Source organism: Kribbella kalugense (assembly GCF_004365875.1).
GTDB lineage: Bacteria > Actinomycetota > Actinomycetes > Propionibacteriales > Kribbellaceae > Kribbella > Kribbella kalugense.
In genome coordinates this window covers 3,104,832-3,124,640 of sequence record NZ_SODF01000001.1, presented here as the reverse complement: position 1 = coordinate 3,124,640, position 19,809 = coordinate 3,104,832, and the positions used below count along the sequence as shown (strand labels likewise).

Here is a 19,809-nt window from a genome sequence, read left to right as displayed (position 1 = left end):
ATTCCCTCTCCTGCTCGGCTGCTGGGATGGACCTCAGAATGCCGGGCAGGGCTTATATAAGTCAAGGGTGAGATAATCACGCTGCCTCCGCTTCCACCGGCTCTGCGGTCGCGGACAGGGGGAGCGGAGCGGCCGAGTACTCGTCGGCCGGAAAAGGCGTCGCCGTCGTCTCAGCTGCTTCGGTCAAAGCCGCCTCGGGGCGAGGCGGGTTCTTGGTGAAGGTCGTCGTACCGCGGGTCAGGTCGTGGCCGATGGAGAAGGCCTCCAGGATCACGCGACTGTGTGGCTCGCCGGCCTGGTTGGTCCACTCGTGGGTGCGCAGTCGGCCGGTAACGATGATCGGCTGGCCGACATGGATGGAGTCGAACGCGTTCTGGGCAAGGAGTCGCCAGCAGTCGACGGTGAACCAGGTCGTCGGCTTGTCGACGTACCGCTGGAGAGTCTTCTCCCACTGGCGTGGGGTCGAGGCCATCCGGAAGGTCGCATGCGGGACCTGGCCGACCTCCTTGAAGTCGGGGTCGCTGCCGACCCAGCCGAGAACTGTCACGTAGGTTTCGCCGAGGCTCATGATGGCCGCCTTCCGATCGATCGCGGGATGCGCTGTCACCGGAGAAGATGCACCGCTCCCGCCCCACCCGGCACCGTGAGGTTCGCGGCTGTGGACAACCTCAGGGCTGGTTGGGATTCGACGGGGTCGAGCACATAGGCTCTGGGGTATGGCGGAATTCATCTACACCCTTCGCAACGTCCGGAAGGCACACGGCGACAAGGTCGTTCTCGACAACGTCACGCTGAACTTCCTCACTGGCGCGAAGATCGGCGTGGTCGGGCCGAACGGCACCGGCAAGTCGTCGCTGTTCAAGATCATGGCGGGGCTCGACCAGCCCTCCAACGGCGAGGCTCGGCTGGCGGAGGGCGCGACGGTCGGGATCCTGCTGCAGGAGCCGCCGCTGACCGAGGGCAAGACCGTGCTGGAGAACGTCGAGGAAGGCGTCGGCGACACCAAGCAGAAGCTGGACCGCTTCAACGAGATCTCCGCCGAGCTGGCCGATCCGGACGCGGACTACGACACGCTGCTGGCCGAGATGGGTGACCTGCAGACCGAGCTGGACCACCGCAACGCCTGGGACATCGACGCGCAGCTGGAGCAGGCGATGGACGCGCTGCGCTGCCCGCCGCCCGAGGTGCTGGTGGACAAGCTTTCCGGTGGTGAGCGCCGCCGGGTCGCGCTGTGCAAACTGCTGCTGGCGCAGCCCGATCTGCTGCTGCTCGACGAGCCCACCAACCACCTGGACGCCGAGTCGGTGCAGTGGCTCGAGTCGCACCTGCAGAAGTACCCGGGCGCCGTCATGGCGATCACCCACGACCGGTACTTCCTCGACAACGTGGCCGAGTGGATCCTCGAGCTCGACCGCGGCCGGACCTACGGCTACGAGGGCAACTACTCGAAGTACCTGGAGACCAAGCAGCAGCGGCTCGTGGTCGAGGGCCAGAAGGACGCGAAGCGGCAGAAGATCCTGGAGCGCGAGCTCGAGTGGGTCCGGTCGAACGCGAAGGGCCGGCAGTCCAAGAGCAAGGCCCGTCTGCAGCGGTACGAGGAGTTGGCGGCCGAGGCCGAGCGGTCCAAGAAGCTCGACATCGACGAGATCAACATCCCGGGTGGTCCGCGCCTGGGCAGTACGGTCCTCGAGGCGAACAAGCTGGTCAAGGGCTTCGGCGACCGCACGCTGTTCGACGGGCTGAGCTTCTCGCTGCCCCGGGCCGGCATCGTCGGCGTCGTCGGTCCGAACGGCGTCGGTAAGTCCACGCTGTTCCGGATGATCGTCGGCGAGGAGCAGCCGGACGCGGGCAGCCTGAAGCTCGGCGACACGGTCAAGATCTCGTACGTCGACCAGTCCCGCGGCGGTCTGGACCCGAAGAAGACGGTCTGGGAGATGGTGTCCGACGGGCTCGACTTCATCAAGGTCGCGAACTTCGAGATGCCGAGCCGGGCGTACGTCGCTTCGTTCGGCTTCAAGGGCCCGGATCAGCAGAAGCCGACCGGCGTGCTGTCCGGCGGTGAGCGGAACCGGCTGAACCTGGCGCTGACGCTGAAGATGGGCGGCAACCTGCTGCTGCTCGACGAGCCGACCAACGACCTGGACGTCGAGACCCTGCAGTCGCTGGAGGATGCGCTGCTGGAGTTCCCGGGCTGTGCCGTGGTCGTGTCCCACGACCGGTGGTTCCTGGACCGGGTGGCGACTCACATCCTCGCCTGGGAGGGCACGGACGACGACCCGGCCAAGTGGTTCTGGTTCGAGGGCAACTTCGCGTCGTACGAGGCGAACAAGGTCGAGCGCCTCGGCCCGGAGGCGGCCCGTCCGCACCGCGTCACGCACCGGAAGCTCACCCGCGACTGACCGGACGGCCGACGCGGCGCCGCGCTGGCCGACGACTACGGAAACTCGATCTCACCCCTGACGGGTGAGGTCGAGTTCTCAGCCGCGTCGTCTTAGCGACCGTCTGGCCGCGCCGCTGGTGAGAGTGCCGATCGCGATCCCGATGAGAACGTTGATGATCGCGGTGGCCACCTTCGCATCGAGCTCGGCATCGAAGCTGAACGGGAAGGCGGCCGCCAGCACGGTCACCAGTCCGACGATCCAATCGAAGAACGCGAACGGCCGCGGTGTGGAGAGCAGGAGCAGGTGGATCAGCGCTGTGGCCACCAGTGCGGCCGCGGCCGCGGCGAGGGCCAGGCCGCCGGTAGTGGCATCGCCGAAGGTTCCGGAGCCCTCAGGTGCCAGGACCGGGATGTCGAGGATGCCGCGGGCGATCACCACGCCGACGACCGCGACGAGGGCGGCCACCAGCGCTGTGGCCAGGCCGCCCGACCACAACCGTCTGACGTCGACGGCGGGCCGCGTCGCGGCGTCACCGGGCTGGTAAGGCTGCATCTGGACCACTCGCTCAGGTAGTCGGGTGTGGATCAGGACCGCAGGACGCGGGCCTTCTGCGTGGCGAACTCTTCCTCGGTGAGGATGCCCTGTTCCTTCAGTGCCGCGAGTTCCTTCAGTTGCGCCACCACATCCATCACCGGCGGCGCGGCGGCGGACGGCTGGACCGGAGGCTGCTGCGCGGCCATCGCCTGCTGCTGCCGGTAGGCCTCCGCGTCGGCTTCTTGCTGTGCCCTTGCCTGCTGCTGCCGCGAAACCCCGCCGGCGACAGCGCTCGCCGTACCGGCGACGACCGCCGTACGGGCCATCGTGCTGATCAGACCTGGACGGCCGGCTCTCCCGACTCGACGTCGGAACATCGCCGCCTCCTTTCTGCCCGTCGCTGCGGGCACATTCGTCAGCCGGCCTCGATGTCTGCCAGCGCCTTCTCTACGATCTCCGGCGGAATCCGTTCGCCGGTCGTGATCCGGCCACCCGCGTCCCGAATCGTCTGCGCGAGTCGCGCCGCCCAGCGGTCCTCCCAGACCAGCAGGGCCGCCGAGCTGTCGGGTGCGAGGACCTCGGCCGCCATTCGGAGATCTTCGTCGCTCAGTAGCCCGCCGGCCGCGCCGTCGACGGCGGCGAAGCCGAACTCGAGGACCTCGTCCAGGCCGTCGTACTCGAACATGGTCACGGTCTCGTCGGCGTCCTTCTTGATGAAGGCGACGTCGAGAATGCGGACCAACTCGTTGTCGACCAGCTCGGCGAGGACCGGCACGATCTCACCCTTGAAGCGGTTCCCGGGAAACTCGATCACCACGTACTCGACAGGCCCGATGCCGGCCATGTTGCCTCCCTCAGCAGACGACCTCCACGGCGCACCCTAGTTCCGGCGACGGGACGTCCACCTCACCCCCACGGGGTGAGGATCTCGCGATAGTTAGCCCTTGCGCTAACTATCGGAGCAGGCAATACTTAGCCTCATGGCACAGTATTCGGCTGAGGTGGACGGCGTGTTCGTGGCGCTCGCCGACCCGACCCGGCGCAGCGTGATCCGGCGGCTCGGTCGCGGGCCGACGAGTGTGGGTGAGCTCGCGGCGGACTTCCCGATCACGCTGCCGTCGTTCATGAAGCACGTCCGGACGCTGGAGTCGAACGGCCTGATCCGCACGGTCAAGGTCGGCCGGGTGCGGACCTGTGTGCTGAATCGCGACCGGCTGGCGCTGGTGGACGACTGGCTCGCCGAGCAGCGCCGGACTTGGGAAGACCGAACCGATCGGCTGGAAAGCCTCGTCACAGAACCGATGGAGGAGTCATGAATCTTGATCCCGAGCTCGACCTGACCGTGGAGCGGATCATCCGTGCCCCGCGGGCGACCGTCTGGAAGGCGTGGACGGACCCGGCGCAGTTCGAGCAGTGGTGGGTGCCGGCGCCGGCGGTCTGCCGGGTCGAGCGCCTAGAGATTCGCCCAGGCGGCGGGATGGTAACGCAGCTGAGCGATGACGGGGCGCTGTTCGGGCCGCATCTGGATGCGGTGATTCTGGTGGCCGACGAGCTCGAGCGGATCGTGTTCACGAATGCGATCGACAGCAACTGGCGTCCCGTGAGTCCGCAGCCGATCGCGATGACGGCCGAGGTCCTGCTGGCCGATCATCCGGACGGTACGGACTACCGGATCGTCGTACGGCATGGTGATCCGGCGAGCCGGGCACGTCACGCCGAACTCGGGTTCGCCGACGGCTGGGGTACGGTCACCAAGCAGCTCGCCGCAGTCGCGGAGAACGAGGCCGCGCGTTAGTGGTCCTCCAGCACGGTCTGGATGGTTGGGATGTCTTCGGTGATGAGTGCCTTCCACAAGGCCCAGCCGCGGGCGCGAGCCCAGGTTGCCGAGTCCTGCTGTACGGCGTCGCGGAAGGCGGAACGTGACTCGCCGGAGAAGAACGTGTAGGCGATCACGAGATCACAGGCCGGATCGCCGACGCCCGACGTACCGAAGTCGATGACCGCGGACAGGCGGCCGTCCTGCACAAGGAGATTGCCGCTCGCGATGTCACCGTGGAACCACATCGGCGGCCGATCCCACGTTGACGCCAGAGCGGCGTCCCACACCTCACCCGCGAGGTCCGCGTCGATGCGGTCCTTCAGTACGCCGAGCGCCTCGACCGTCTCGTCGTGGTAGTGCTTCAGCGACGCGCCGCGGTAGAAGCTGTGCTCGCCCGCAAGCGGTCCGCCGGTCGCGTCGACGCTCTGCAGCGCCAGGATGAAGTCCGCGATCGCACGCGCGAAGGCAGGCAGGTCGGTCACGGTGTCGGTTGATGCGGTCCGGCCGTCGATCCAGCGCCGGATCGCCCAGGGATACGGGTATCCCTCGCCCGGCGCGCCCTTGGCAATCGCGGTCGGGATCTCGACCGGCAGGTAAGGCGCGAGCACCGGCAGCCACTCGTGCTCCTTGTCCACGGCCGGCACGTAGGCGGCGGCCGTTGGCAGGCGCGCGGTCAGCTCGGAACCGAGGCGGTACGTCCGGTTGTCCCAGCCGTCGACCTTGACCGGCGTCACCGCAAGGTCGGCCCACTGCGGGAACTGCTGCGCGATCAGTCGCCGTACCAGGTCCGCGTCGATGCCGGCCCGGCCGTCCTCGTGGAATTCCGTCACCGCGCAAGCGTCTCGGAAGGCGTCGCGGGTCTCAAAGGCTTTAGTCCGGGGCTACAGCGTTGTCGACCGAGTCGGTGAGAAACGCCAGGATGACCCGGAGCTCGTCCACAGACCGGGTCGCCAGGAGTTGCTGCATCTGCGCGCCCTGGTCGGCGTACAGCGGGACGAGCTTCTCCTGGATCGCCTCCATCGACGGCGTGACGACCACCTTGCGCCGGTCGCCGGGGTCAGGCTTGCGGGTGACGAAGCCGTGCGACTCGAGGCGGTCGATGACGCCGGTGACCGTGCCGGACGTGAGGCCCGTGTGTTCGGCGAGCTGCCGCGGTGTCAGCGGGCCGTACGTCTGCAGCAGCGTCATGAACTGGGAGTCGCTCGCGCCGAGACCGACCTTGGCGGAGACCGCCTGGTTGTACAGCACCACCTCGGCGATGAATCGGATCAGCCGCTGCTGGATCTCGCCGGTGAGCTCATCACGGGTACTGGTCATGGTCCGCCTCAGCATAGAGCTTGCTTTTCTCTCGGATCTCCAAGATACTCGATTTACCAAGATACTTGAGAGAGCGAGAGAAAAATGAAGGTGCTGGTGATTGGCGGCGGGACCGGCGGGCTCGCGCTGGCCCACGGTCTGCAGCGGGCCGGGATCGAGGTGACCGTGTTCGAGCGCGACGCGCTGCGGACCGACGGTCTGCACGGCTACCGGGTCGGTATCGACCCCGATGGCAGCCGGGCGCTGCATGCGCTGCTGCCGACGGAGTTGTACGACACGTTCGTGGCCACCAAGGCCCGCGACCCGAAGTACTTCAACATTCTGACCGAGGACCTCAAAGTGGTGATGTCGATGGAGATCCCGCCGTCGACGGACCCGATCGAGAGTGAGAAGTCGATCAGCCGGATGACGCTGCGCCAGATCCTGCTGACCGGGCTGGACGACGTGGTCGAGTTCGGCAAGGAGTTCACCCGGTTCGAGCAACACGGCGACCAGGTCACGGCGTACTTCGCTGACGGTACGAGCGCCACTGGTGATCTTCTCGTCGCCGCCGACGGTTCAGGCTCCCGGGTACGGCGTCAATACCTGCCGCAGGCGAAGACCGAGGAGACCGGCATCGTCGCGATCGCCGGCAAGCTGCCGATCACCGACGAGAGCGCGAAACTCGTGTCGCCGAAGGTGTTCGAGGGCATCTCGATCGTCCAGGCGCCGCGCGGATTCGCCTGCATCCTGCACGTGATGGAGTTCCGGTGGGACCGCGACGGCCGGGTGAAGAGCGGGATCGGCGGCAATACCGAGGAGCTGATCCGGCACTGGCCGGGCCTGCAGTTCGACAACACCCGCGACTACATCAACTGGGGGCTGTCGGCAACCAAAGACAAGCTGCCGGCGAACATCATGGAGATGCGCGGCGAGGAGCTCGTCGAGGTCGCGCTGAAGGTCACCCCGGACTGGAACCCGAACCTGCGTCGCCTGTTCGAGCTGACCGATCCGGGCACCTGTTTCCCGGTGAACATCTGGACCTCGGTCCCGCTGGAGCCGTGGAAGACCACGAACGTGACCCTGCTGGGTGACGCGATCCACACCATGACTCCGGGCCGCGGCGTGGGTGCGAACACCGCGCTCCGCGACGCCGTGAACCTCTGCCGCGCACTGATCGACGTCCGCGACGGTCGCCGGGAGCTGATCCCGGCCGTCAACGAGTACGAGGCCAAGATGATCGAGTACGGCTTCGACGCGGTGATCAAGTCGCGGGCGCAGATGACCTCGGCCGACCCGGTGCACAAGCCGGTGATCGGACGCGTGGCGCTGGCCGGCATGCGTACGGCGATGCGCACGGTCAACCACCTGCCGCCGGTCAAGCGGCGGATGCGCGACTCGATGCTGGCCTACCGCGGCGCCGACCGCGACGAGCTGACGTTGGAGATCACCAGCCGCGCAGCCAGTTAAGCGGTGTCGATCAGAGGCGTGTCGCGGTGTGGACGAGGTCGGCAACGGCTTTGGACCTGCTGTGTGGTGGCCACGCGATGACGGTCGTGACGGCCGGCGCGTCCGGCACCGGCACGATGGCGTGACCGTCGCCTAGCTGGGCTCGGAGTGACTCGGGCATGAGCGCGCAGGCCCGACCGAGTGTGATCAGCTGGGTCAACTGGGTATGGTCGCGAACCTGCGGGCCGGGGCCGTCGGGATAACTCCCATCCCGTCGGGGCCAGCGTGGCAGGGGCAGGTCCGTCAGGGCGTTGACCTCGGCCATCGACAGGTGGGATCGGTTGGCGAGGGGATGCCCCGCGGGAAGGACCGCGACCTGCTGCTCGGTGTGCAGATCCTCGGTGTCGAATCCGACTGTCGTGTCGTAGGGCCGGTGGAGCAGGGCAACGTCGGCACGCCCGGTGCGGAGCAGACTTTCCGGCTCGCCGGGCCCGCACAGCATCATCTCGACGGCCACGGCGCCCGGTTCAGCGGCGTAGGCGTCCAGAAGCTTCGACAACAGTTCCGTGGACGCTCCGGCCTTGGCGGCCAGCACCACACCCGGCTGGTCGGCCGCGGCGCGGCGGGTGCGCCGCTCGGCGGCTTCGACCGCGTCGAGCGCGGTCCGGGCCTCCCGCAGCAGCACCGACCCGGCCTCGGTCAAGGTGATTGCGCGAGTAGTGCGGTGCAGCAGAACGACTCCGAGTCGCCGTTCGAGCTGCTGGATCGCCCGCGACAACGGTGGTTGCGCCATCGCGAGCCGTTCTGCCGCCCGCCCGAAATGCAACTCCTCGGCGACGGCGACGAAGTATCGCAACTCCCGCGTCTCCACCAGCTCATCGTATCCAGCGCTGACCACGACCAATACCCGTGCGGTATCGCCGCCCACCCGACCGGTCTTGGACGCCCCGACCGAGTCCGCAACATGATCGACGGCATGAGTGAACGGACTGTCGCGCTGGTGACCGGCGCGAACAAAGGAATCGGATACGAGATCGCCGCAGGCCTGGGCGCCCTTGGCTGGCGAATCGGTGTCGGCGCGAGGGATCAAGAACGCCGCGAGACCGCGGTGGAGAAGCTGCGCGCGGACGGGACCGACGCGTTCGGCGTACCGCTCGACGTAACCGATGATGCAAGTGTGGCCGCTGCGGCCGAGTTGATCGCAGGCCATGCCGGCGGGCTCGACGTCCTGGTCAACAATGCCGCGATCACCGGCCGCGTGCCACAGACACCCACCACGCTCGAGCCCGCGACCGTGCGAGCTGTCGTGGAAACCAACGTGATCGGCGTCATCCGGGTCACCAACGCGATGCTGCCGATGCTGCGCGGCTCGGCATCACCGCGAATCGTCAACCTGTCCAGCAGCGTCGGCTCGCTCGCCCTGCAAACCGCACCCGATGTCGACATGGGTCCGGCTCCCGCCGCCTACTTGGCCTCGAAGACCTTCCTCAACGCCCTCACCGTCCAATATGCCAAGGAACTGGGCGACACCAACATCCTGGTCAACTCCGGCTGCCCCGGATTCACCGCCACCGACCTCAACGGCTTCCGGGGCGTTCGCACACCACAACAGGGCGCGGCCATCGCGATTCACCTCGCGACCCTGCCCGACGGCGGACCCACCGGCGGATTCTTCGACGACGCCGGCACGGTCCCGTGGTAACAGCTAGCGCTGGCCGATGTGCTCCGAGACGGAGTCGAACACGCGGCCGACAGCAGCGAAGTCCTCCTGGGTGGCCAGGTCGACCAGGTTCTCCCTGACGCCGTCGACGTGGTACGGCGCGGCCTGCTCGAGCAGACCGAAGCCCGCCTCGGTCAGCTCGGCCCAGACGCCGCGCTTGTCGCTAGTGCACGACGTACGGCGGACCAGGTCGCCGGCCTCGAGTCGGCCGACGGTGTGGGTCAGGCGCGACCGGCTCTGGTGCAGCCGGTCGGCCAGGTCGGCCATCCGCAGCCGTCGGTCGGGGGCCTCGGAGAGCCGGACCAGGATCTCGTAGTCGTTGATGCCGATGCCGAACCGGCGCAGGTCCTCATCCAGCTTGGCCATCAGGCGTGCGGTGCCCAGCAGGTACGCACGCCACGCCACCTGCTGCTCGGCGTTCAGCCACCGAGTCTCAGTCTCCATCGTCACGAGAACAGTGTACCGGGAATGTAGTTGACTTTTAAACAGTTACTGTCTACCGTCGTAGTCATCGGTTGAAGTTTTAACTATAGACCTGGCTGCGTCGCCCCCGACCAGTACGAACGCCTTCCCGAGAGGACCTCATGAGCGACACCACCACCGGCACCGTGACCAGCACCATCCCCGGCCTGGTCGCCGGCACCTACGCCATCGACACGGCGCACACCGAGATCGGCTTCACCGTCCGGCACCTGATGACCAAGGTCCGCGGCACCTTCCAGGAGTTCAGCGGCGAGATCGTTGTCAAGGACACCATCGAGGAGTCCGCGACCAACGTCACGATCGAGCTCGGCTCCGTGCACACCCGCAACGAGCAGCGCGACGGGCACCTGCGCTCCGGCGACTTCTTCGACGCCGAGAACAGCCCGAAGATGACTTTCGTCAGCACCGCGATCAAGGCTGAGGGCGACGACTACGTCCTGGCCGGCGAGCTGACCATCAAGGACGTCACCAAGCCGGTCGAGCTCGGTGTCGAGTTCCTCGGCGTCGACCAGAACGCCTACGGCCAGACCATCATCGGCTTCGAGGCCTCCACCTCGATCAGCCGCAAGGAGTGGGGCATCGACTTCAACGTCCCGCTCGAGGGTGGCAAGCTCCTGATCGGCGACAAGGTGGACATCCACCTCGACGTCCAGGCTGCCCTGCAGGTCTGACGCACCACGACTCAAGCCCCGTATCCAGTTGGATGCGGGGCTTCGTCATGCCTGGACCATTCGGTGCGCGAGGTCGGCGTACAGCTTGCCGAGGGCAGCAGGCTCGCCGCGATGGGGTGTGTACCAGCGAGCGACGTCGATCGACAGCGACAGTACGGCGAGAGTCGTGCCAGGCAGGTCGTCGACGGCGAACGATCCGTCCTGTACGCCGTCTGCCAGGACGCCCTCGATCTGCGCGGAGATGGCGCGACGAATCGTCGCCACCTCGGCCAGGTGCTCGGGGGAGAGGGCTGCGAGCTCGTACTGGACCACGTGGGCGATCGTGTGGTGCTCCGCGTGCCAGGCGGTGAACGCGGCGACGAGCGAGCGCAGTCGGTCGGCCGGAGTCGGGCCGGTGTCGGCAGAGCGCAGTACCTCCAGGGCCGCATTGTGGCCGTAGAGGCTGATCTCGAAGAGCAGGCGCTCCTTCGACGGGTAATGCACGTAGAGCGCGGCCGGACTCATCCCGGCACGGGATGCGATGTCGCGGGTCGTCGTGGCCTGGTAGCCGCGTTCGGCGAAGGCGTCGACGGCGCCGGTCAGCAGCCGGCGCGCGGCGGCCGGCTGGACATGCTCCCAAACCAGGGGACTCGTGACTGCGGACACGTTGACACCATGCACCGAAAGAGTGAAGCTAAGCAAGCGCTTAGCCATGCGATGAATTAGATACTGCGCCACTTGTCTCGAATCGGGGAGGCCACAGATGGATCGCGTCATCTTCAACGAGGATCACCATGCCTTCCGGGCCAGTGCGAAGGAGTACTGCGATCGGTCGCTGGTGCCGCGGATGGAGCAGTTCCTCGAGGAGAAGACGATCGATCGGGCCGCCTGGCTGGAGGCCGGCAAGCAGGGTTTCCTCGGGCTGGACGTGCCGGAGGAGTACGGCGGTTCGAGCGTCGGCGACTACCGGTTCAACCAGGTGTTCGCCGAGGAGGTCTCGAAGGTCTCCGCGTCGCTGTCGAGCTGCTTCGGCATCCACTACGACTGCGCCGCGCCGTACTTCGTCGACCTCGGCACCGAGGAGCAGAAGCAGCGCTGGCTGCCCAAGTTCTGCTCCGGTGAGTACGTCGCCGCGATCGGGATGACCGAGCCGTCCGGTGGCTCCGACCTGGCCGCGTTGAAGACGACCGCGAAGAAGGCCGACGGCGGCTGGGTGCTGAACGGCTCGAAGACCTTCATCACGAACGGCGACATGGCCGACCTGGTCATCGTCGCCGCCCGGACCGACCCGTCGAAGGGCGCGAAGGGCATCACGCTGTTCGTGGTCGAGGAGGGGATGGAGGGCTTCGCGCGCGGCCGGAAGCTGGACAAGGTCGGCCAGACCGAGTCGGGTACGTCGGAGCTGTTCTTCGAGGACCTGTTCATCGCCGACGACAACGTGCTCGGCGAGCTCGACCGCGGCTTCATCCACATGATGGAGCGGCTGGCCCAGGAGCGGATCGGCGCCGCCGTGTCGAACATCGCGCACGCGACCCAGATCCTGCACGAGACGATCGAGTACGTGAAGCAGCGCAAGGCGTTCGGCCAGTCGGTCGGCTCGTTCCAGTACAACAAGTTCCTGATCGCCGAGCTGGTCACCAAGGTCGAGGTCACCCAGGCGTACGTCGACAACGGCGTGGTCGCGCACGACGAGGACCGGCTGTCCGCGGTGGATGCCGCCAAGACCAAGTGGTGGAGCGCCCACGTGCAGAACGAAGTACTGGATGCGTGCGTGCAGCTGCATGGTGGGTATGGCTACATGAACGAGTACCGGGTGGCCCGCGCCTGGCGCGACGCCCGGGTGACGAAGATCTGGGCCGGCTCGAACGAGATCATGAAGGAACTCATCGGCCGGGATCTCGGCCTCTAGGAAGGACCGGCAATGCCTGAAGCAGTCATCGTGTCCACGGCCCGCTCGCCGATCGGCCGCGCGTTCAAGGGGTCGCTGACCACGATCCGGCCGGACGACCTCGCCGTACAGATGATCAAGGCGGCGGTCGAGAAGGCCGGGCTGACCGGCGACCAGATCGAGGACCTCGCGCTCGGGTGCGCGGAGCCGCACGACGAGCACGGCGGCAACATGGCCCGCCGGGTCGCGGTGCAGCTCGGCTGGGACAACACGCCGGCGACCACGGTGAACCGGTTCTGCGCGTCGTCGACGCAGACCGCCCGGATGGCCTTCCACGCGATCAAGTCCGGTGAAGGCGACATCTTCGTCAGCGCCGGCGTCGAGTGCGTGTCGCGGTACAAGAACTTCGGCTCGGCCGGGGTCGGCGATCCGAGCGCATTCAACCCGGTCTTCACCGACGCGGTCGCGCGGACGGAGAAGTACGCCGAGACCAACGACACCTGGCACGATCCGCGCGCGGACGGGCAGATCCCGGACATCTACATCGCGATGGGCCAGACGGCGGAGAACGTCGCGACGCTGCGGGGCATCACGCGGCAAGAGCAGGACGTGTTCGGCGTCCGCTCGCAGAATCTGGCCGAGAAGGCGATCGGCAACGGCTTCTTCGAGCGCGAGATCACACCGGTGACGCTGCCCGACGGCACCGTGATCAGCAAGGACGACGGACCGCGGGCGGGTACGACGCTCGAAGGTGTGTCCGGGCTGAAGCCGGTGTTCCGGCCCGACGGCACGGTCACGGCCGGCAACTGCTGCCCGCTGAACGACGGCGCCGCGGCGGTCGTGATCATGAGCGACACCAAGGCCCGTGAGCTCGGCCTGACTCCGCTGGCGCGGATCGTGTCGACCGGGGTGAGCGGTCTTTCGCCGGAGATCATGGGCCTCGGTCCGGTCGAGGCGTCGAAGCAGGCGCTGGCCCGGGCCGGGATGGGCATCAACGACATCGACCTGGTCGAGATCAACGAGGCGTTCGCCGTTCAGGTGATCGGATCGGCGCGTGAGCTCGGCATCGACGAGGACAAGCTGAACGTGCACGGCGGCGCGATCGCGCTCGGCCACCCGTTCGGGTCGACCGGTGCGCGGATCATGACCACGCTGGTGAACGGGCTGCAGTTCGAGGACAAGCAGTTCGGCCTCGAGACCATGTGCGTCGGCGGTGGCCAGGGCATGGCAGTCGTCCTCGAGCGCCTGAGCTGATGAGCCTGGAGAACCGTACGGCGATCGTCACCGGGGCGTCCCGGGGGATCGGGCTGGCGATTGCGCAGCGTCTGGTTGCAGACGGCGCTCGCGTCGTCATCACCGGCCGGACCCAGGAGACGCTCGACGAGGCTGTCGAGTCCCTGGGTGGCCGCAAGCACGCGCTCGCGGTGGCCGGCAAGGCGGCGGATCCCACCCATCGCGGGGCGGTGGTTGCCGCGGCGGTGGCGACGTACGGGTCGGTGGATCTGCTGGTGAACAACGCCGGTATCAACCCGATCTACGGGAAGCTGCTCGACGTCGACCAGACGGTCGCGGCCAAGATGGTCGACACCAACGTGCTGGCCGCGATCGCTTGGGTGAAGGCCTGCCGGGACGCGTGGATGCGCGCGCACGGCGGTGCTGTGGTCAACCTGTCCTCGGTCGCCGGTCTAGGCCCGTCGCCTGGCATCGGGTGGTACGGCGCGACCAAGGCGATGCTGTCCCGGGTCACTCAGGAGCTGGCTGTCGAGCTGGCTCCGGAGATCCGGGTGAACGCCGTGGCCCCGGCGGTGGTCAAGACCAAGTTCGCCGGAGCCCTCTACGAAGGACGTGAGGACAAGGTCGCGTCGACGTACCCGCTGGGTCGGTTGGGTCTGCCGGAGGACGTCGCGTCGCTGGTCTGGTTCCTGCTGTCCGACGAGGCGTCGTGGATCACCGGTCAGACCATCACCATCGACGGCGGCCTGATGCTGAACGGCGGCATCGCTTAGGGCTGGCGGCCTTGCCAGGCAGCCAGTTGGGCGTACGGGGTCGCGTTGTCGGCGACCTGTACGACGGTGCCGAAGGGGACGTGTCCGCCGCGGGGTTCGGCCGGGATGGCTCGTTGGACCAGGGGCAGGCAGTAGACGGCGAGTGAGTCGTCCAGGAGATCGGTGCGGCCGGTTGCCTTCGCGAGGTCCCACGAGTGGGTGGTGAGCTCGCCGGTATAGGCGCCGATGGCTGCTGCTCCGGGCAGGGTTCCCCACGGCAGCGTGCAGATCCGCCCGAGTACGCCGTCGTCGGCCAGCGTTCCGTCGATCGCCGTACGGCGTTCCTTCCAGGCGGACGGTACGTCGTCGACGCCGGTGGTGACCGTTGGGAGGTCCAACGGGTTGCCGCCGGTCAGGGCGAGGTTGATCCGGCCGGCCACGGTGAGCAGGTGGCCGAGCAGGGTGCGGACGTCGTAGTCCGGGCACGGGGTCGGCAGGGTCAGCTCGTCGGCGCCGACGGTGTCGATCATCGCCTGGGTCTGGTCCAGCGCGAGGACGAACATCGGACGGGGGTCGTTCGCGAAGTTGTTCATGCAGACAGCTTCGCGGGGTATATGCGACATCTTCTGTCGCATATTGTTGAACTCATGCGAGCGGACCGGTTGTTGCAGATCATCTTGTTGCTGCAGCGGCATGAGCGATTGAGCGCGCGGGACCTGGCCGAGCGGCTCGAGGTGTCGTCGCGGACGGTCATGCGGGACATGGAGGCGTTGTCGGCGGCCGGCGTACCGGTGTACTCCGAGCGTGGGCGCAACGGGGGATGTGTGTTGCTGCCTGGGTATCGCGCCGATGTCAGCGAGTTGACGCCGCGGGAGGCACAGGCGCTGTTCGCCTGGTCGGGGCGGGCTTCGTTGTCGGAGGAGCTCGGGCTGCAGGACGCGCTGCACTCGGCGATGGGGAAGCTGTCGGCGACGTTGCCGGTGGAGTTGCAGGGGGATGCGGACGCGTTGTCCGGTGCGATCGTGGTCGACCGGCGGCGGTGGTTCGCGGACGTCGAGGACACCGGCGCGTTGCCGGTACTGCGGCAGGCGGTGGTCAAGCGCAGACGGGTGCGACTGCGGTACGCGTCGGCCAGTGAGGGTGTGCAGCGTCGTACCGTCGATCCGTGGGGGCTGGTCGAGCAGGCCGGACGCTGGTATCTCGTGGCGGCGCATCGCGGGGCGGCGCGGATGTATCGGGTGTCGCGGGTCGAGCAGGTCGACATCCTCGAGGAGCCGGCGGATCGGCCTGACGGGCTGGATGTACGCGCGGAGTGGGAGCGACTGCGGTCCGGACTCGAGCGGCAGGCGCCGGTCGGCGTCGACGTACTGGTCCGGGTGCGACCGGATCGGGTCGAGGTGATCCGGCGGATCGCCGGCCCGATGCTCGCCAAGGGTGAGGTGGCTCGGGACGTTCCGACGGATGACGAGTGGCCGCATCTGCGGATGCATTTCCGGATCAGGGAAGCGGCGTGTGGCGTGCTGCTCGGATTCGCCGGTGATCTGGAGGTGCTGGAGCCGGGGGACCTGCGAGCGCGGATGCTGGAACTGGCCGAGGCGGCGGTCGCGACCTACGGCTGACGGGTCGCCACGAACGTCTGCCGGAGGATGATGTTGCCGTCGGCATCTTCATCCTCGTTGCGCCAGTGGAACCCTGTCTCGGTGATGCCGGTGAACTGCCAGCGGGTGTTCGCGGTCTGCGACTCGAGCGTGATGGTGTCCGCGGTCGCGTGCGCGACGAACGGCATCACGAACGCGGCCTTCGGGCCCATCCAGGTGGAGCGGAACGCCTTCAGTTCGGGATCGTAGATGCGGATCGACAACCCCCATTCGCCATCGCCGTCCGTCGCGCGGGCCGCGCGACTCGGCGTGATCCAGATGTCCGCTACCGCGCGTCCGTCGAGCACCCAGGCGAAGTGCCATTCCCCTTTGGTACGCCGGGTTACGGCACCGGTCTCGTCGTACCAGGCGACGTCGAGATCCCAGCTGCCGATCAGCGGAGCGAACGGCTGGTAGGAGTCGGCGTACTCCGGGCGAGGCTCGTCGGAGACCATCAGCTCGGCGAAGGTCCGTGCGGCCGTCGCGCCGTCGGTAATCTGCATGGTTGTTGTTTACTCCTGACGTCCGAAACGGGTCAAGGGTAAATGCGGACGCCCCGCCGCCGGTGACCCCGTCGCGTGCAACCACGATGGCACTTCCGGCGGTCGGGGCGATCAGTCCGACAGCACCGCGTCACTCTAATACGAGTCCGCTACACAGCCGAATCACGAGACGCTCGCCCTGGTTGCGATCCCGTTGCTCCTTGTTAATGCGTGGCGTGTGCACGGCGTGCTGGCTAGTGTCCCGGGCATGACGACGCGGGTTGTGGTGCGACAAGCTGTTGCTGAGGACGCCGAGGCGGTGGCGGCCGTCCGGCGGGCGGTCTACCCGTACAAGGCGATGTCGGCGGCGGCGACCCGGCACATCATCACCGTTCAGTCGCCGGGGCAGCGATTCCTGCCGCTGGTCGCCGAACGCGACGGCGAGATCGTTGCCTGGGGATCGGCCGGCCTGACCGTCTGGACGAGTGAGCCGGGCGAGAGCGAAGTCGCTGTGTTCGTGCATCCCGATCATCGCAAGCAGGGCATCGGCAGCCAGTTGGCCGAGCGGTTGCATCAGCACCTGACCGAGGTCGGTGCGATCAGGGTGCGGACGTTCGTCCACCCTGACGGCCTGGAGTTCGCCCGCAACCTCGGGTACGACGGCACCCGCCAAATGCACTACGCCGGTGTCCAGCTCGCGTCGTTGCCGGAGCAGCCGGCGACGCCGGATGGCATCGAGGTGGTCGCGTTCGACCAGGTGGATCCGCGGGCGGCGTACACCGCCGACACGATCGCGGCGCTGGACGAGCCGACCGACTCGCCGATGGATTCGATCGAGTACGACCGGTGGCTCGAAGACATCTGGAACAACCCGTCCCTGGACAAGTCGCTGAGCGTGGCGGCGATGGCCGGTGACGAAATGGCGTCCTTCACCCTGGTCGAGACCGATGGCGACCGGATGTGGTCGGGGATGACGGGAACGATTCCGGCGTACCGGGGTCGCGGGCTGGCGAAGCTGGTGAAATCCGTTGCGCTCCGGCGGGCGGCCGAGTCGGGGATCACCGCGGCGTACACCTCGAACGACGACGAGAACGGGCCGATGCTTGCCATCAACAACTGGCTCGGGTACGAACGGGTGCAGACCGAACTCGGTTTGCTGCTGACGCTTTCCGACCAGCGGTGTGGGTTTTGCGCAAAGGCTCTGATACAGAGCTGTAATCGGTTTCCTTCCGGTATACACCTGAAAGGGCGCTATGTTCCGGGGGACTTCGCTGTTGGAGTGCCCAAGGAGTTCGGATGGAAATCAGGGCTGCGGGACCAGGGAATGTCGAAGCCGCGGTCGCATTGCACGACGCGCTGGTTCCGTATCTGGTGATCACCCGGAGCGCGCTCGCGCGCCGGCTGGCGGGGCCGGCCGTGCCTGGGCGGGGCGTACTCGCGGCGTTGGACAACGGCGAGTTGGTGGGCTGGGCGCAAGCCGATCTGATCGGCGGCTCGGTCCCGCTGGACGGCGAGCTGCGGTTGCTGGTCCGGCCGGAGTACCGCGGTCGCGGTATCGGCACGAAGTTGCTGGAGGCAACCCACGCGGACCTGCGGGCCGCCGGGGCGACGTCGGCCCGGGTGTTCGCCGACCCGAGCAGTGTCGAGTGGGCGGCGCGGTTCGGCTACCGGCAGACCCGGCAGGTGCACTACTCGGGCATCGACCCGCGCAAGGCGCCGGACCTCCCGGAGGTCCCGAGCAGGGTGGAACTGGTCGCCCTCACCGACGTCGATCCGCGGATGCTGTACGCCGCCGACGAGGTCGCTCAACGCACGAAGCCGGGCGACGCGAAGATCTCGTCCCGGCCGTACGACGACTGGCTCGCCGAGATCTGGAACTCACCGGATCTGATCCGCACTGTGAGTGCGGCCGCGGTGTACGACGGTCAGATCGTCGCGTTCACGCGCAGTCACGGTGACGACGCCAAGATCTGGTCGAGGATGACGTCGACCATGCCGGAGTACCGCGGTCGTGGTCTGGCCAAGCTGGTCAAGACCGCCGCCCTGCAGCGCGCCGGTGGCGCCGGCATCCAGGGGGCGTACACCGCGAACTACGACGGCAACGCGCCGATGCTCGCGGTCAACGAATGGCTCGGCTACCAGCGGATCGCGACCCACGCAGTCCTGATCTGCCCGCTCTAAGGGACGAGCAGTACGACGGTCTCCGCGACGCAGGCTGGTTTGGTGGAGTTTTCCAGCTCGATGACCCAGTTCAGCGAGACCTGCACGCCGGCCGGGGTTTCGACCGCGTTGGAGACCGAGGCGCCGGCGCGGACGCGACTGCCGACCGGGACCGGGGACGGGAAGCGGACCTTGTTGACGCCGTAGTTGAGCTTGGCGGTGACACCGTCGACCTTGAACAGTTCGTCACCGAAGCGCGCGATCAGGCTCAGCGTGAGGTAACCGTGCGCGATCGTGCCGCCGTACGGACCCTTGCTCGCCCGCTCGACGTCGACGTGGATCCACTGGTGGTCACCGGTGGCGTCGGCGAACTGGTTCACCTGTTCCTGGGTGATCTCCAGCCACTCGGTCTCGCCGAGCTGGGTGCCGACCGCGTGGACGACCTCGTCGACGCCGTTGAAGGTCTGCGGCATGAGCTGCCCCTTAGTTTCGCGGTCCTTTAGTTTCGTGGTCCGCCGGCGACGTACAGGACCTGGCCGGAGACGAAGCCGGCCTCTTCGCTGCAGAAGAACGACGCCGCGGCGGCGATGTCCTCCGGCTTGCCGGTCCGGTTCACCGGGATGGTTGCCGCGGTCGCCTTCTTGAACTCCTCGAAGTCGACCCCGACCCGAGCCGCGGTGGCGGCCGTCATGTCAGTCTCGATGAAACCAGGTGCGATCGCATTGGCCGTGACGCCAAACTTGCCGAGCTCGATCGCCAGCGTCTTGGCCAGGCCTTGCAGGCCGGCCTTCGCGGACGCGTAGTTGGCCTGGCCGCGGTTGCCCAGCGCGGACGTGGACGACAGGAACACCATCCGCCCGTAACCGGCCTCGACCATGTGCGCCTGGCAGGCCTTCGACATCAGGAAGCTGCCCTTGAGGTGCACCGACATGACCGTGTCCCAGTCGTCCTCGGACATCTTGAACAGCAGGTTGTCCCGCAGTACGCCGGCGTTGTTGACCAGGATCGTGGGCGCACCGAGCTCGGCCACCACCCGCTCGATCGCCGCAGCGACCTGGTCGGACTTGCTGACGTCGCAGCCGACCGCAATGGCCTTGCCACCGGCCTCGGTGATCGCCTTGACGGTCGCCGTGCAGGCGCCCTCGTCGAGGTCGATGACCGCGACCGCGTTGCCGTCCTTGGCGAGCCGCTGCGCGACGGACGCGCCGATTCCCCGGGCCGCCCCGGTCACGATCGCCACCCGCTGCTCGCTCATACCCGCTCCTGTCGTCTGTGGCTTGCGGAGATGACATTACCCACGCTCTGTCACCCGGGGAGTATGTCGG

Annotated in this window: 25 protein-coding genes; 12 read left to right on the top strand and 13 right to left on the bottom strand. The window is 67.4% G+C overall.

What is annotated here, in order from left to right; genetic code table 11:
* Positions 1–76: 76 nt before the first annotated feature.
* A complete protein-coding gene (locus EV650_RS14675) occupies positions 77–568 on the bottom strand; it encodes a single-stranded DNA-binding protein (protein WP_166678116.1) in 492 nt (163 codons plus the stop codon).
* A 148-nt stretch (positions 569–716) separates the two neighbouring features.
* Between EV650_RS14675 and ettA the strand changes: the two genes are divergently transcribed.
* The gene (gene ettA / locus EV650_RS14670) at positions 717–2,399 is read left to right on the top strand and encodes an energy-dependent translational throttle protein EttA (protein ID WP_134119270.1); all 1,683 of its coding nucleotides are present in this window, start codon (positions 717–719) and stop codon (positions 2,397–2,399) included.
* Between the two features lie 78 nt (positions 2,400–2,477).
* Here ettA and EV650_RS14665 read toward each other — a convergent pair whose 3' ends face one another.
* The 3 genes from EV650_RS14665 to EV650_RS14655 are packed head-to-tail and all read right to left on the bottom strand — an operon-like array spanning position 2,478 to position 3,759.
* Positions 2,478–2,933, bottom strand: coding sequence for a DUF6069 family protein (locus EV650_RS14665; RefSeq protein WP_134119267.1), 456 nt, complete (start codon positions 2,931–2,933; stop codon positions 2,478–2,480).
* A gap of 32 nt (positions 2,934–2,965) precedes the next feature.
* Positions 2,966–3,292 carry an SHOCT domain-containing protein gene (locus EV650_RS14660; RefSeq protein ID WP_166678115.1) on the bottom strand — a complete coding sequence of 109 codons (327 nt, stop codon included), beginning with the start codon at positions 3,290–3,292 and terminating at the stop codon, positions 2,966–2,968.
* Positions 3,293–3,330: 38 nt separating this feature from the next.
* A complete protein-coding gene (locus EV650_RS14655) occupies positions 3,331–3,759 on the bottom strand; it encodes a DUF6325 family protein (RefSeq protein WP_134119265.1) in 429 nt (142 codons plus the stop codon).
* A 136-nt stretch (positions 3,760–3,895) separates the two neighbouring features.
* Between EV650_RS14655 and EV650_RS14650 the strand changes: the two genes are divergently transcribed.
* Together EV650_RS14650 and EV650_RS14645 are read left to right on the top strand one after the other, a co-directional pair.
* Positions 3,896–4,231: an ArsR/SmtB family transcription factor gene (locus EV650_RS14650; protein WP_134119263.1), complete on the top strand. Its 336-nt coding sequence runs from the start codon at positions 3,896–3,898 to the stop codon at positions 4,229–4,231.
* A complete protein-coding gene (locus EV650_RS14645; RefSeq protein ID WP_134119261.1) occupies positions 4,228–4,710 on the top strand; it encodes an SRPBCC domain-containing protein in 483 nt (160 codons plus the stop codon). Before EV650_RS14650 ends, EV650_RS14645 begins: the two co-directional genes overlap by 4 nt.
* Here EV650_RS14645 and EV650_RS14640 read toward each other — a convergent pair.
* Both EV650_RS14640 and EV650_RS14635 read right to left on the bottom strand, forming a co-directional pair.
* Positions 4,707–5,564, bottom strand: coding sequence for an aminoglycoside phosphotransferase family protein (locus EV650_RS14640; RefSeq protein WP_134119259.1), 858 nt, complete (start codon positions 5,562–5,564; stop codon positions 4,707–4,709). The genes EV650_RS14645 and EV650_RS14640 overlap by 4 nt on opposite strands.
* A gap of 40 nt (positions 5,565–5,604) precedes the next feature.
* Positions 5,605–6,051: a MarR family winged helix-turn-helix transcriptional regulator gene (locus EV650_RS14635; protein ID WP_134119257.1), complete on the bottom strand. Its 447-nt coding sequence runs from the start codon at positions 6,049–6,051 to the stop codon at positions 5,605–5,607.
* 84 nt (positions 6,052–6,135) lie between these two features.
* On the opposite strand from EV650_RS14635, the gene EV650_RS14630 reads away from it, so the two are divergent.
* Positions 6,136–7,500: an FAD-dependent oxidoreductase gene (locus EV650_RS14630; RefSeq protein ID WP_134119255.1), complete on the top strand. Its 1,365-nt coding sequence runs from the start codon at positions 6,136–6,138 to the stop codon at positions 7,498–7,500.
* Between the two features lie 10 nt (positions 7,501–7,510).
* On the opposite strand, the gene EV650_RS14625 is transcribed toward EV650_RS14630, so the two are convergent.
* Entirely contained in the window at positions 7,511–8,350 is an 840-nt protein-coding gene (locus EV650_RS14625; RefSeq protein WP_134119253.1) for a LysR family transcriptional regulator, read from the bottom strand.
* A 105-nt stretch (positions 8,351–8,455) separates the two neighbouring features.
* On the opposite strand from EV650_RS14625, the gene EV650_RS14620 reads away from it, so the two are divergent.
* Entirely contained in the window at positions 8,456–9,181 is a 726-nt protein-coding gene (locus tag EV650_RS14620) for an SDR family oxidoreductase (protein ID WP_134119251.1), read from the top strand.
* Between the two features lie 3 nt (positions 9,182–9,184).
* Here EV650_RS14620 and EV650_RS14615 read toward each other — a convergent pair whose 3' ends face one another.
* On the bottom strand, positions 9,185–9,643 hold the full coding sequence (locus EV650_RS14615; RefSeq protein ID WP_134120083.1) for a MarR family winged helix-turn-helix transcriptional regulator: 459 nt from the start codon (positions 9,641–9,643) through the stop codon (positions 9,185–9,187).
* Positions 9,644–9,783: 140 nt separating this feature from the next.
* On the opposite strand from EV650_RS14615, the gene EV650_RS14610 reads away from it, so the two are divergent.
* On the top strand, positions 9,784–10,353 hold the full coding sequence (locus EV650_RS14610; protein WP_134119248.1) for a YceI family protein: 570 nt from the start codon (positions 9,784–9,786) through the stop codon (positions 10,351–10,353).
* 45 nt (positions 10,354–10,398) lie between these two features.
* Here EV650_RS14610 and EV650_RS14605 read toward each other — a convergent pair whose 3' ends face one another.
* Positions 10,399–10,998, bottom strand: a complete 600-nt coding sequence (locus tag EV650_RS14605) for a TetR/AcrR family transcriptional regulator (RefSeq protein ID WP_202874505.1) — start codon at positions 10,996–10,998, stop codon at positions 10,399–10,401.
* Between the two features lie 97 nt (positions 10,999–11,095).
* Between EV650_RS14605 and EV650_RS14600 the strand changes: the two genes are divergently transcribed.
* From EV650_RS14600 to EV650_RS14590, 3 genes are read left to right on the top strand one after another with little or no spacing between them, the layout of a single operon-like run.
* The gene (locus EV650_RS14600; protein WP_134119244.1) at positions 11,096–12,241 is read left to right on the top strand and encodes an acyl-CoA dehydrogenase family protein; all 1,146 of its coding nucleotides are present in this window, start codon (positions 11,096–11,098) and stop codon (positions 12,239–12,241) included.
* A 12-nt stretch (positions 12,242–12,253) separates the two neighbouring features.
* The gene (locus EV650_RS14595; protein ID WP_134119242.1) at positions 12,254–13,474 is read left to right on the top strand and encodes an acetyl-CoA C-acetyltransferase; all 1,221 of its coding nucleotides are present in this window, start codon (positions 12,254–12,256) and stop codon (positions 13,472–13,474) included.
* On the top strand, positions 13,474–14,226 hold the full coding sequence (locus EV650_RS14590; protein ID WP_134119240.1) for an SDR family oxidoreductase: 753 nt from the start codon (positions 13,474–13,476) through the stop codon (positions 14,224–14,226). Before EV650_RS14595 ends, EV650_RS14590 begins: the two co-directional genes overlap by 1 nt.
* Here EV650_RS14590 and EV650_RS14585 read toward each other — a convergent pair.
* Positions 14,223–14,798 carry a TIGR03086 family metal-binding protein gene (locus tag EV650_RS14585; RefSeq protein ID WP_238174210.1) on the bottom strand — a complete coding sequence of 192 codons (576 nt, stop codon included), beginning with the start codon at positions 14,796–14,798 and terminating at the stop codon, positions 14,223–14,225. The genes EV650_RS14590 and EV650_RS14585 overlap by 4 nt on opposite strands.
* 54 nt (positions 14,799–14,852) lie before the next feature.
* Here EV650_RS14585 and EV650_RS14580 point away from each other — a divergent pair, with 54 nt between their 5' ends.
* Positions 14,853–15,824 carry a helix-turn-helix transcriptional regulator gene (locus EV650_RS14580; RefSeq protein WP_134119238.1) on the top strand — a complete coding sequence of 324 codons (972 nt, stop codon included), beginning with the start codon at positions 14,853–14,855 and terminating at the stop codon, positions 15,822–15,824.
* Here EV650_RS14580 and EV650_RS14575 read toward each other — a convergent pair.
* Complete coding sequence (locus tag EV650_RS14575) at positions 15,815–16,345, bottom strand: hypothetical protein (protein ID WP_134119236.1); 531 nt, start codon at positions 16,343–16,345, stop codon at positions 15,815–15,817. The genes EV650_RS14580 and EV650_RS14575 overlap by 10 nt on opposite strands.
* Positions 16,346–16,592: 247 nt before the next feature.
* Between EV650_RS14575 and EV650_RS14570 the strand changes: the two genes are divergently transcribed.
* Both EV650_RS14570 and EV650_RS14565 read left to right on the top strand, forming a co-directional pair.
* The gene (locus EV650_RS14570) at positions 16,593–17,699 is read left to right on the top strand and encodes a GNAT family N-acetyltransferase (protein WP_134119234.1); all 1,107 of its coding nucleotides are present in this window, start codon (positions 16,593–16,595) and stop codon (positions 17,697–17,699) included.
* Positions 17,621–18,505: a GNAT family N-acetyltransferase gene (locus EV650_RS14565; protein WP_134119232.1), complete on the top strand. Its 885-nt coding sequence runs from the start codon at positions 17,621–17,623 to the stop codon at positions 18,503–18,505. The genes EV650_RS14570 and EV650_RS14565 overlap by 79 nt, the downstream gene beginning before the upstream one ends.
* On the opposite strand, the gene EV650_RS14560 is transcribed toward EV650_RS14565, so the two are convergent.
* On the bottom strand, positions 18,502–18,957 hold the full coding sequence (locus EV650_RS14560; RefSeq protein ID WP_134119230.1) for a MaoC family dehydratase: 456 nt from the start codon (positions 18,955–18,957) through the stop codon (positions 18,502–18,504). The genes EV650_RS14565 and EV650_RS14560 overlap by 4 nt on opposite strands.
* Before the next feature lie 26 nt (positions 18,958–18,983).
* The gene (gene fabG, locus EV650_RS14555) at positions 18,984–19,739 is read right to left on the bottom strand and encodes a 3-oxoacyl-ACP reductase FabG (protein WP_134119228.1); all 756 of its coding nucleotides are present in this window, start codon (positions 19,737–19,739) and stop codon (positions 18,984–18,986) included.
* Positions 19,740–19,809: the final 70 nt, after the last annotated feature.

Excerpts from the sequence above, each read along its gene's own strand:
- EV650_RS14590 (WP_134119240.1), top strand. The coding sequence starts at position 13,474 with ATGAGCCTGGAGAACCGTACGGCGATCGTCACCGGGGCGTCCCGGGGG.
- EV650_RS14565 (WP_134119232.1), top strand. The coding sequence starts at position 17,621 with ATGGAAATCAGGGCTGCGGGACCAGGGAATGTCGAAGCCGCGGTCGCA.
- EV650_RS14650 (WP_134119263.1), top strand. The coding sequence starts at position 3,896 with ATGGCACAGTATTCGGCTGAGGTGGACGGCGTGTTCGTGGCGCTCGCC.
- EV650_RS14675 (WP_166678116.1), bottom strand. The coding sequence starts at position 568 with ATGAGCCTCGGCGAAACCTACGTGACAGTTCTCGGCTGGGTCGGCAGC.
- EV650_RS14630 (WP_134119255.1), top strand. The coding sequence starts at position 6,136 with ATGAAGGTGCTGGTGATTGGCGGCGGGACCGGCGGGCTCGCGCTGGCC.
- EV650_RS14600 (WP_134119244.1), top strand. The coding sequence starts at position 11,096 with ATGGATCGCGTCATCTTCAACGAGGATCACCATGCCTTCCGGGCCAGT.
- EV650_RS14595 (WP_134119242.1), top strand. The coding sequence starts at position 12,254 with ATGCCTGAAGCAGTCATCGTGTCCACGGCCCGCTCGCCGATCGGCCGC.
- EV650_RS14585 (WP_238174210.1), bottom strand. The coding sequence starts at position 14,798 with ATGAACAACTTCGCGAACGACCCCCGTCCGATGTTCGTCCTCGCGCTG.
- ettA (WP_134119270.1), top strand. The coding sequence starts at position 717 with ATGGCGGAATTCATCTACACCCTTCGCAACGTCCGGAAGGCACACGGC.
- EV650_RS14610 (WP_134119248.1), top strand. The coding sequence starts at position 9,784 with ATGAGCGACACCACCACCGGCACCGTGACCAGCACCATCCCCGGCCTG.
- EV650_RS14575 (WP_134119236.1), bottom strand. The coding sequence starts at position 16,345 with ATGCAGATTACCGACGGCGCGACGGCCGCACGGACCTTCGCCGAGCTG.
- EV650_RS14560 (WP_134119230.1), bottom strand. The coding sequence starts at position 18,957 with ATGCCGCAGACCTTCAACGGCGTCGACGAGGTCGTCCACGCGGTCGGC.
- EV650_RS14620 (WP_134119251.1), top strand. The coding sequence starts at position 8,456 with ATGAGTGAACGGACTGTCGCGCTGGTGACCGGCGCGAACAAAGGAATC.
- EV650_RS14580 (WP_134119238.1), top strand. The coding sequence starts at position 14,853 with ATGCGAGCGGACCGGTTGTTGCAGATCATCTTGTTGCTGCAGCGGCAT.
- EV650_RS14660 (WP_166678115.1), bottom strand. The coding sequence starts at position 3,292 with ATGTTCCGACGTCGAGTCGGGAGAGCCGGCCGTCCAGGTCTGATCAGC.
- EV650_RS14645 (WP_134119261.1), top strand. The coding sequence starts at position 4,228 with ATGAATCTTGATCCCGAGCTCGACCTGACCGTGGAGCGGATCATCCGT.
- EV650_RS14615 (WP_134120083.1), bottom strand. The coding sequence starts at position 9,643 with ATGGAGACTGAGACTCGGTGGCTGAACGCCGAGCAGCAGGTGGCGTGG.
- EV650_RS14665 (WP_134119267.1), bottom strand. The coding sequence starts at position 2,933 with ATGCAGCCTTACCAGCCCGGTGACGCCGCGACGCGGCCCGCCGTCGAC.
- EV650_RS14635 (WP_134119257.1), bottom strand. The coding sequence starts at position 6,051 with ATGACCAGTACCCGTGATGAGCTCACCGGCGAGATCCAGCAGCGGCTG.
- EV650_RS14570 (WP_134119234.1), top strand. The coding sequence starts at position 16,593 with ATGACGACGCGGGTTGTGGTGCGACAAGCTGTTGCTGAGGACGCCGAG.
- fabG (WP_134119228.1), bottom strand. The coding sequence starts at position 19,739 with ATGAGCGAGCAGCGGGTGGCGATCGTGACCGGGGCGGCCCGGGGAATC.
- EV650_RS14655 (WP_134119265.1), bottom strand. The coding sequence starts at position 3,759 with ATGGCCGGCATCGGGCCTGTCGAGTACGTGGTGATCGAGTTTCCCGGG.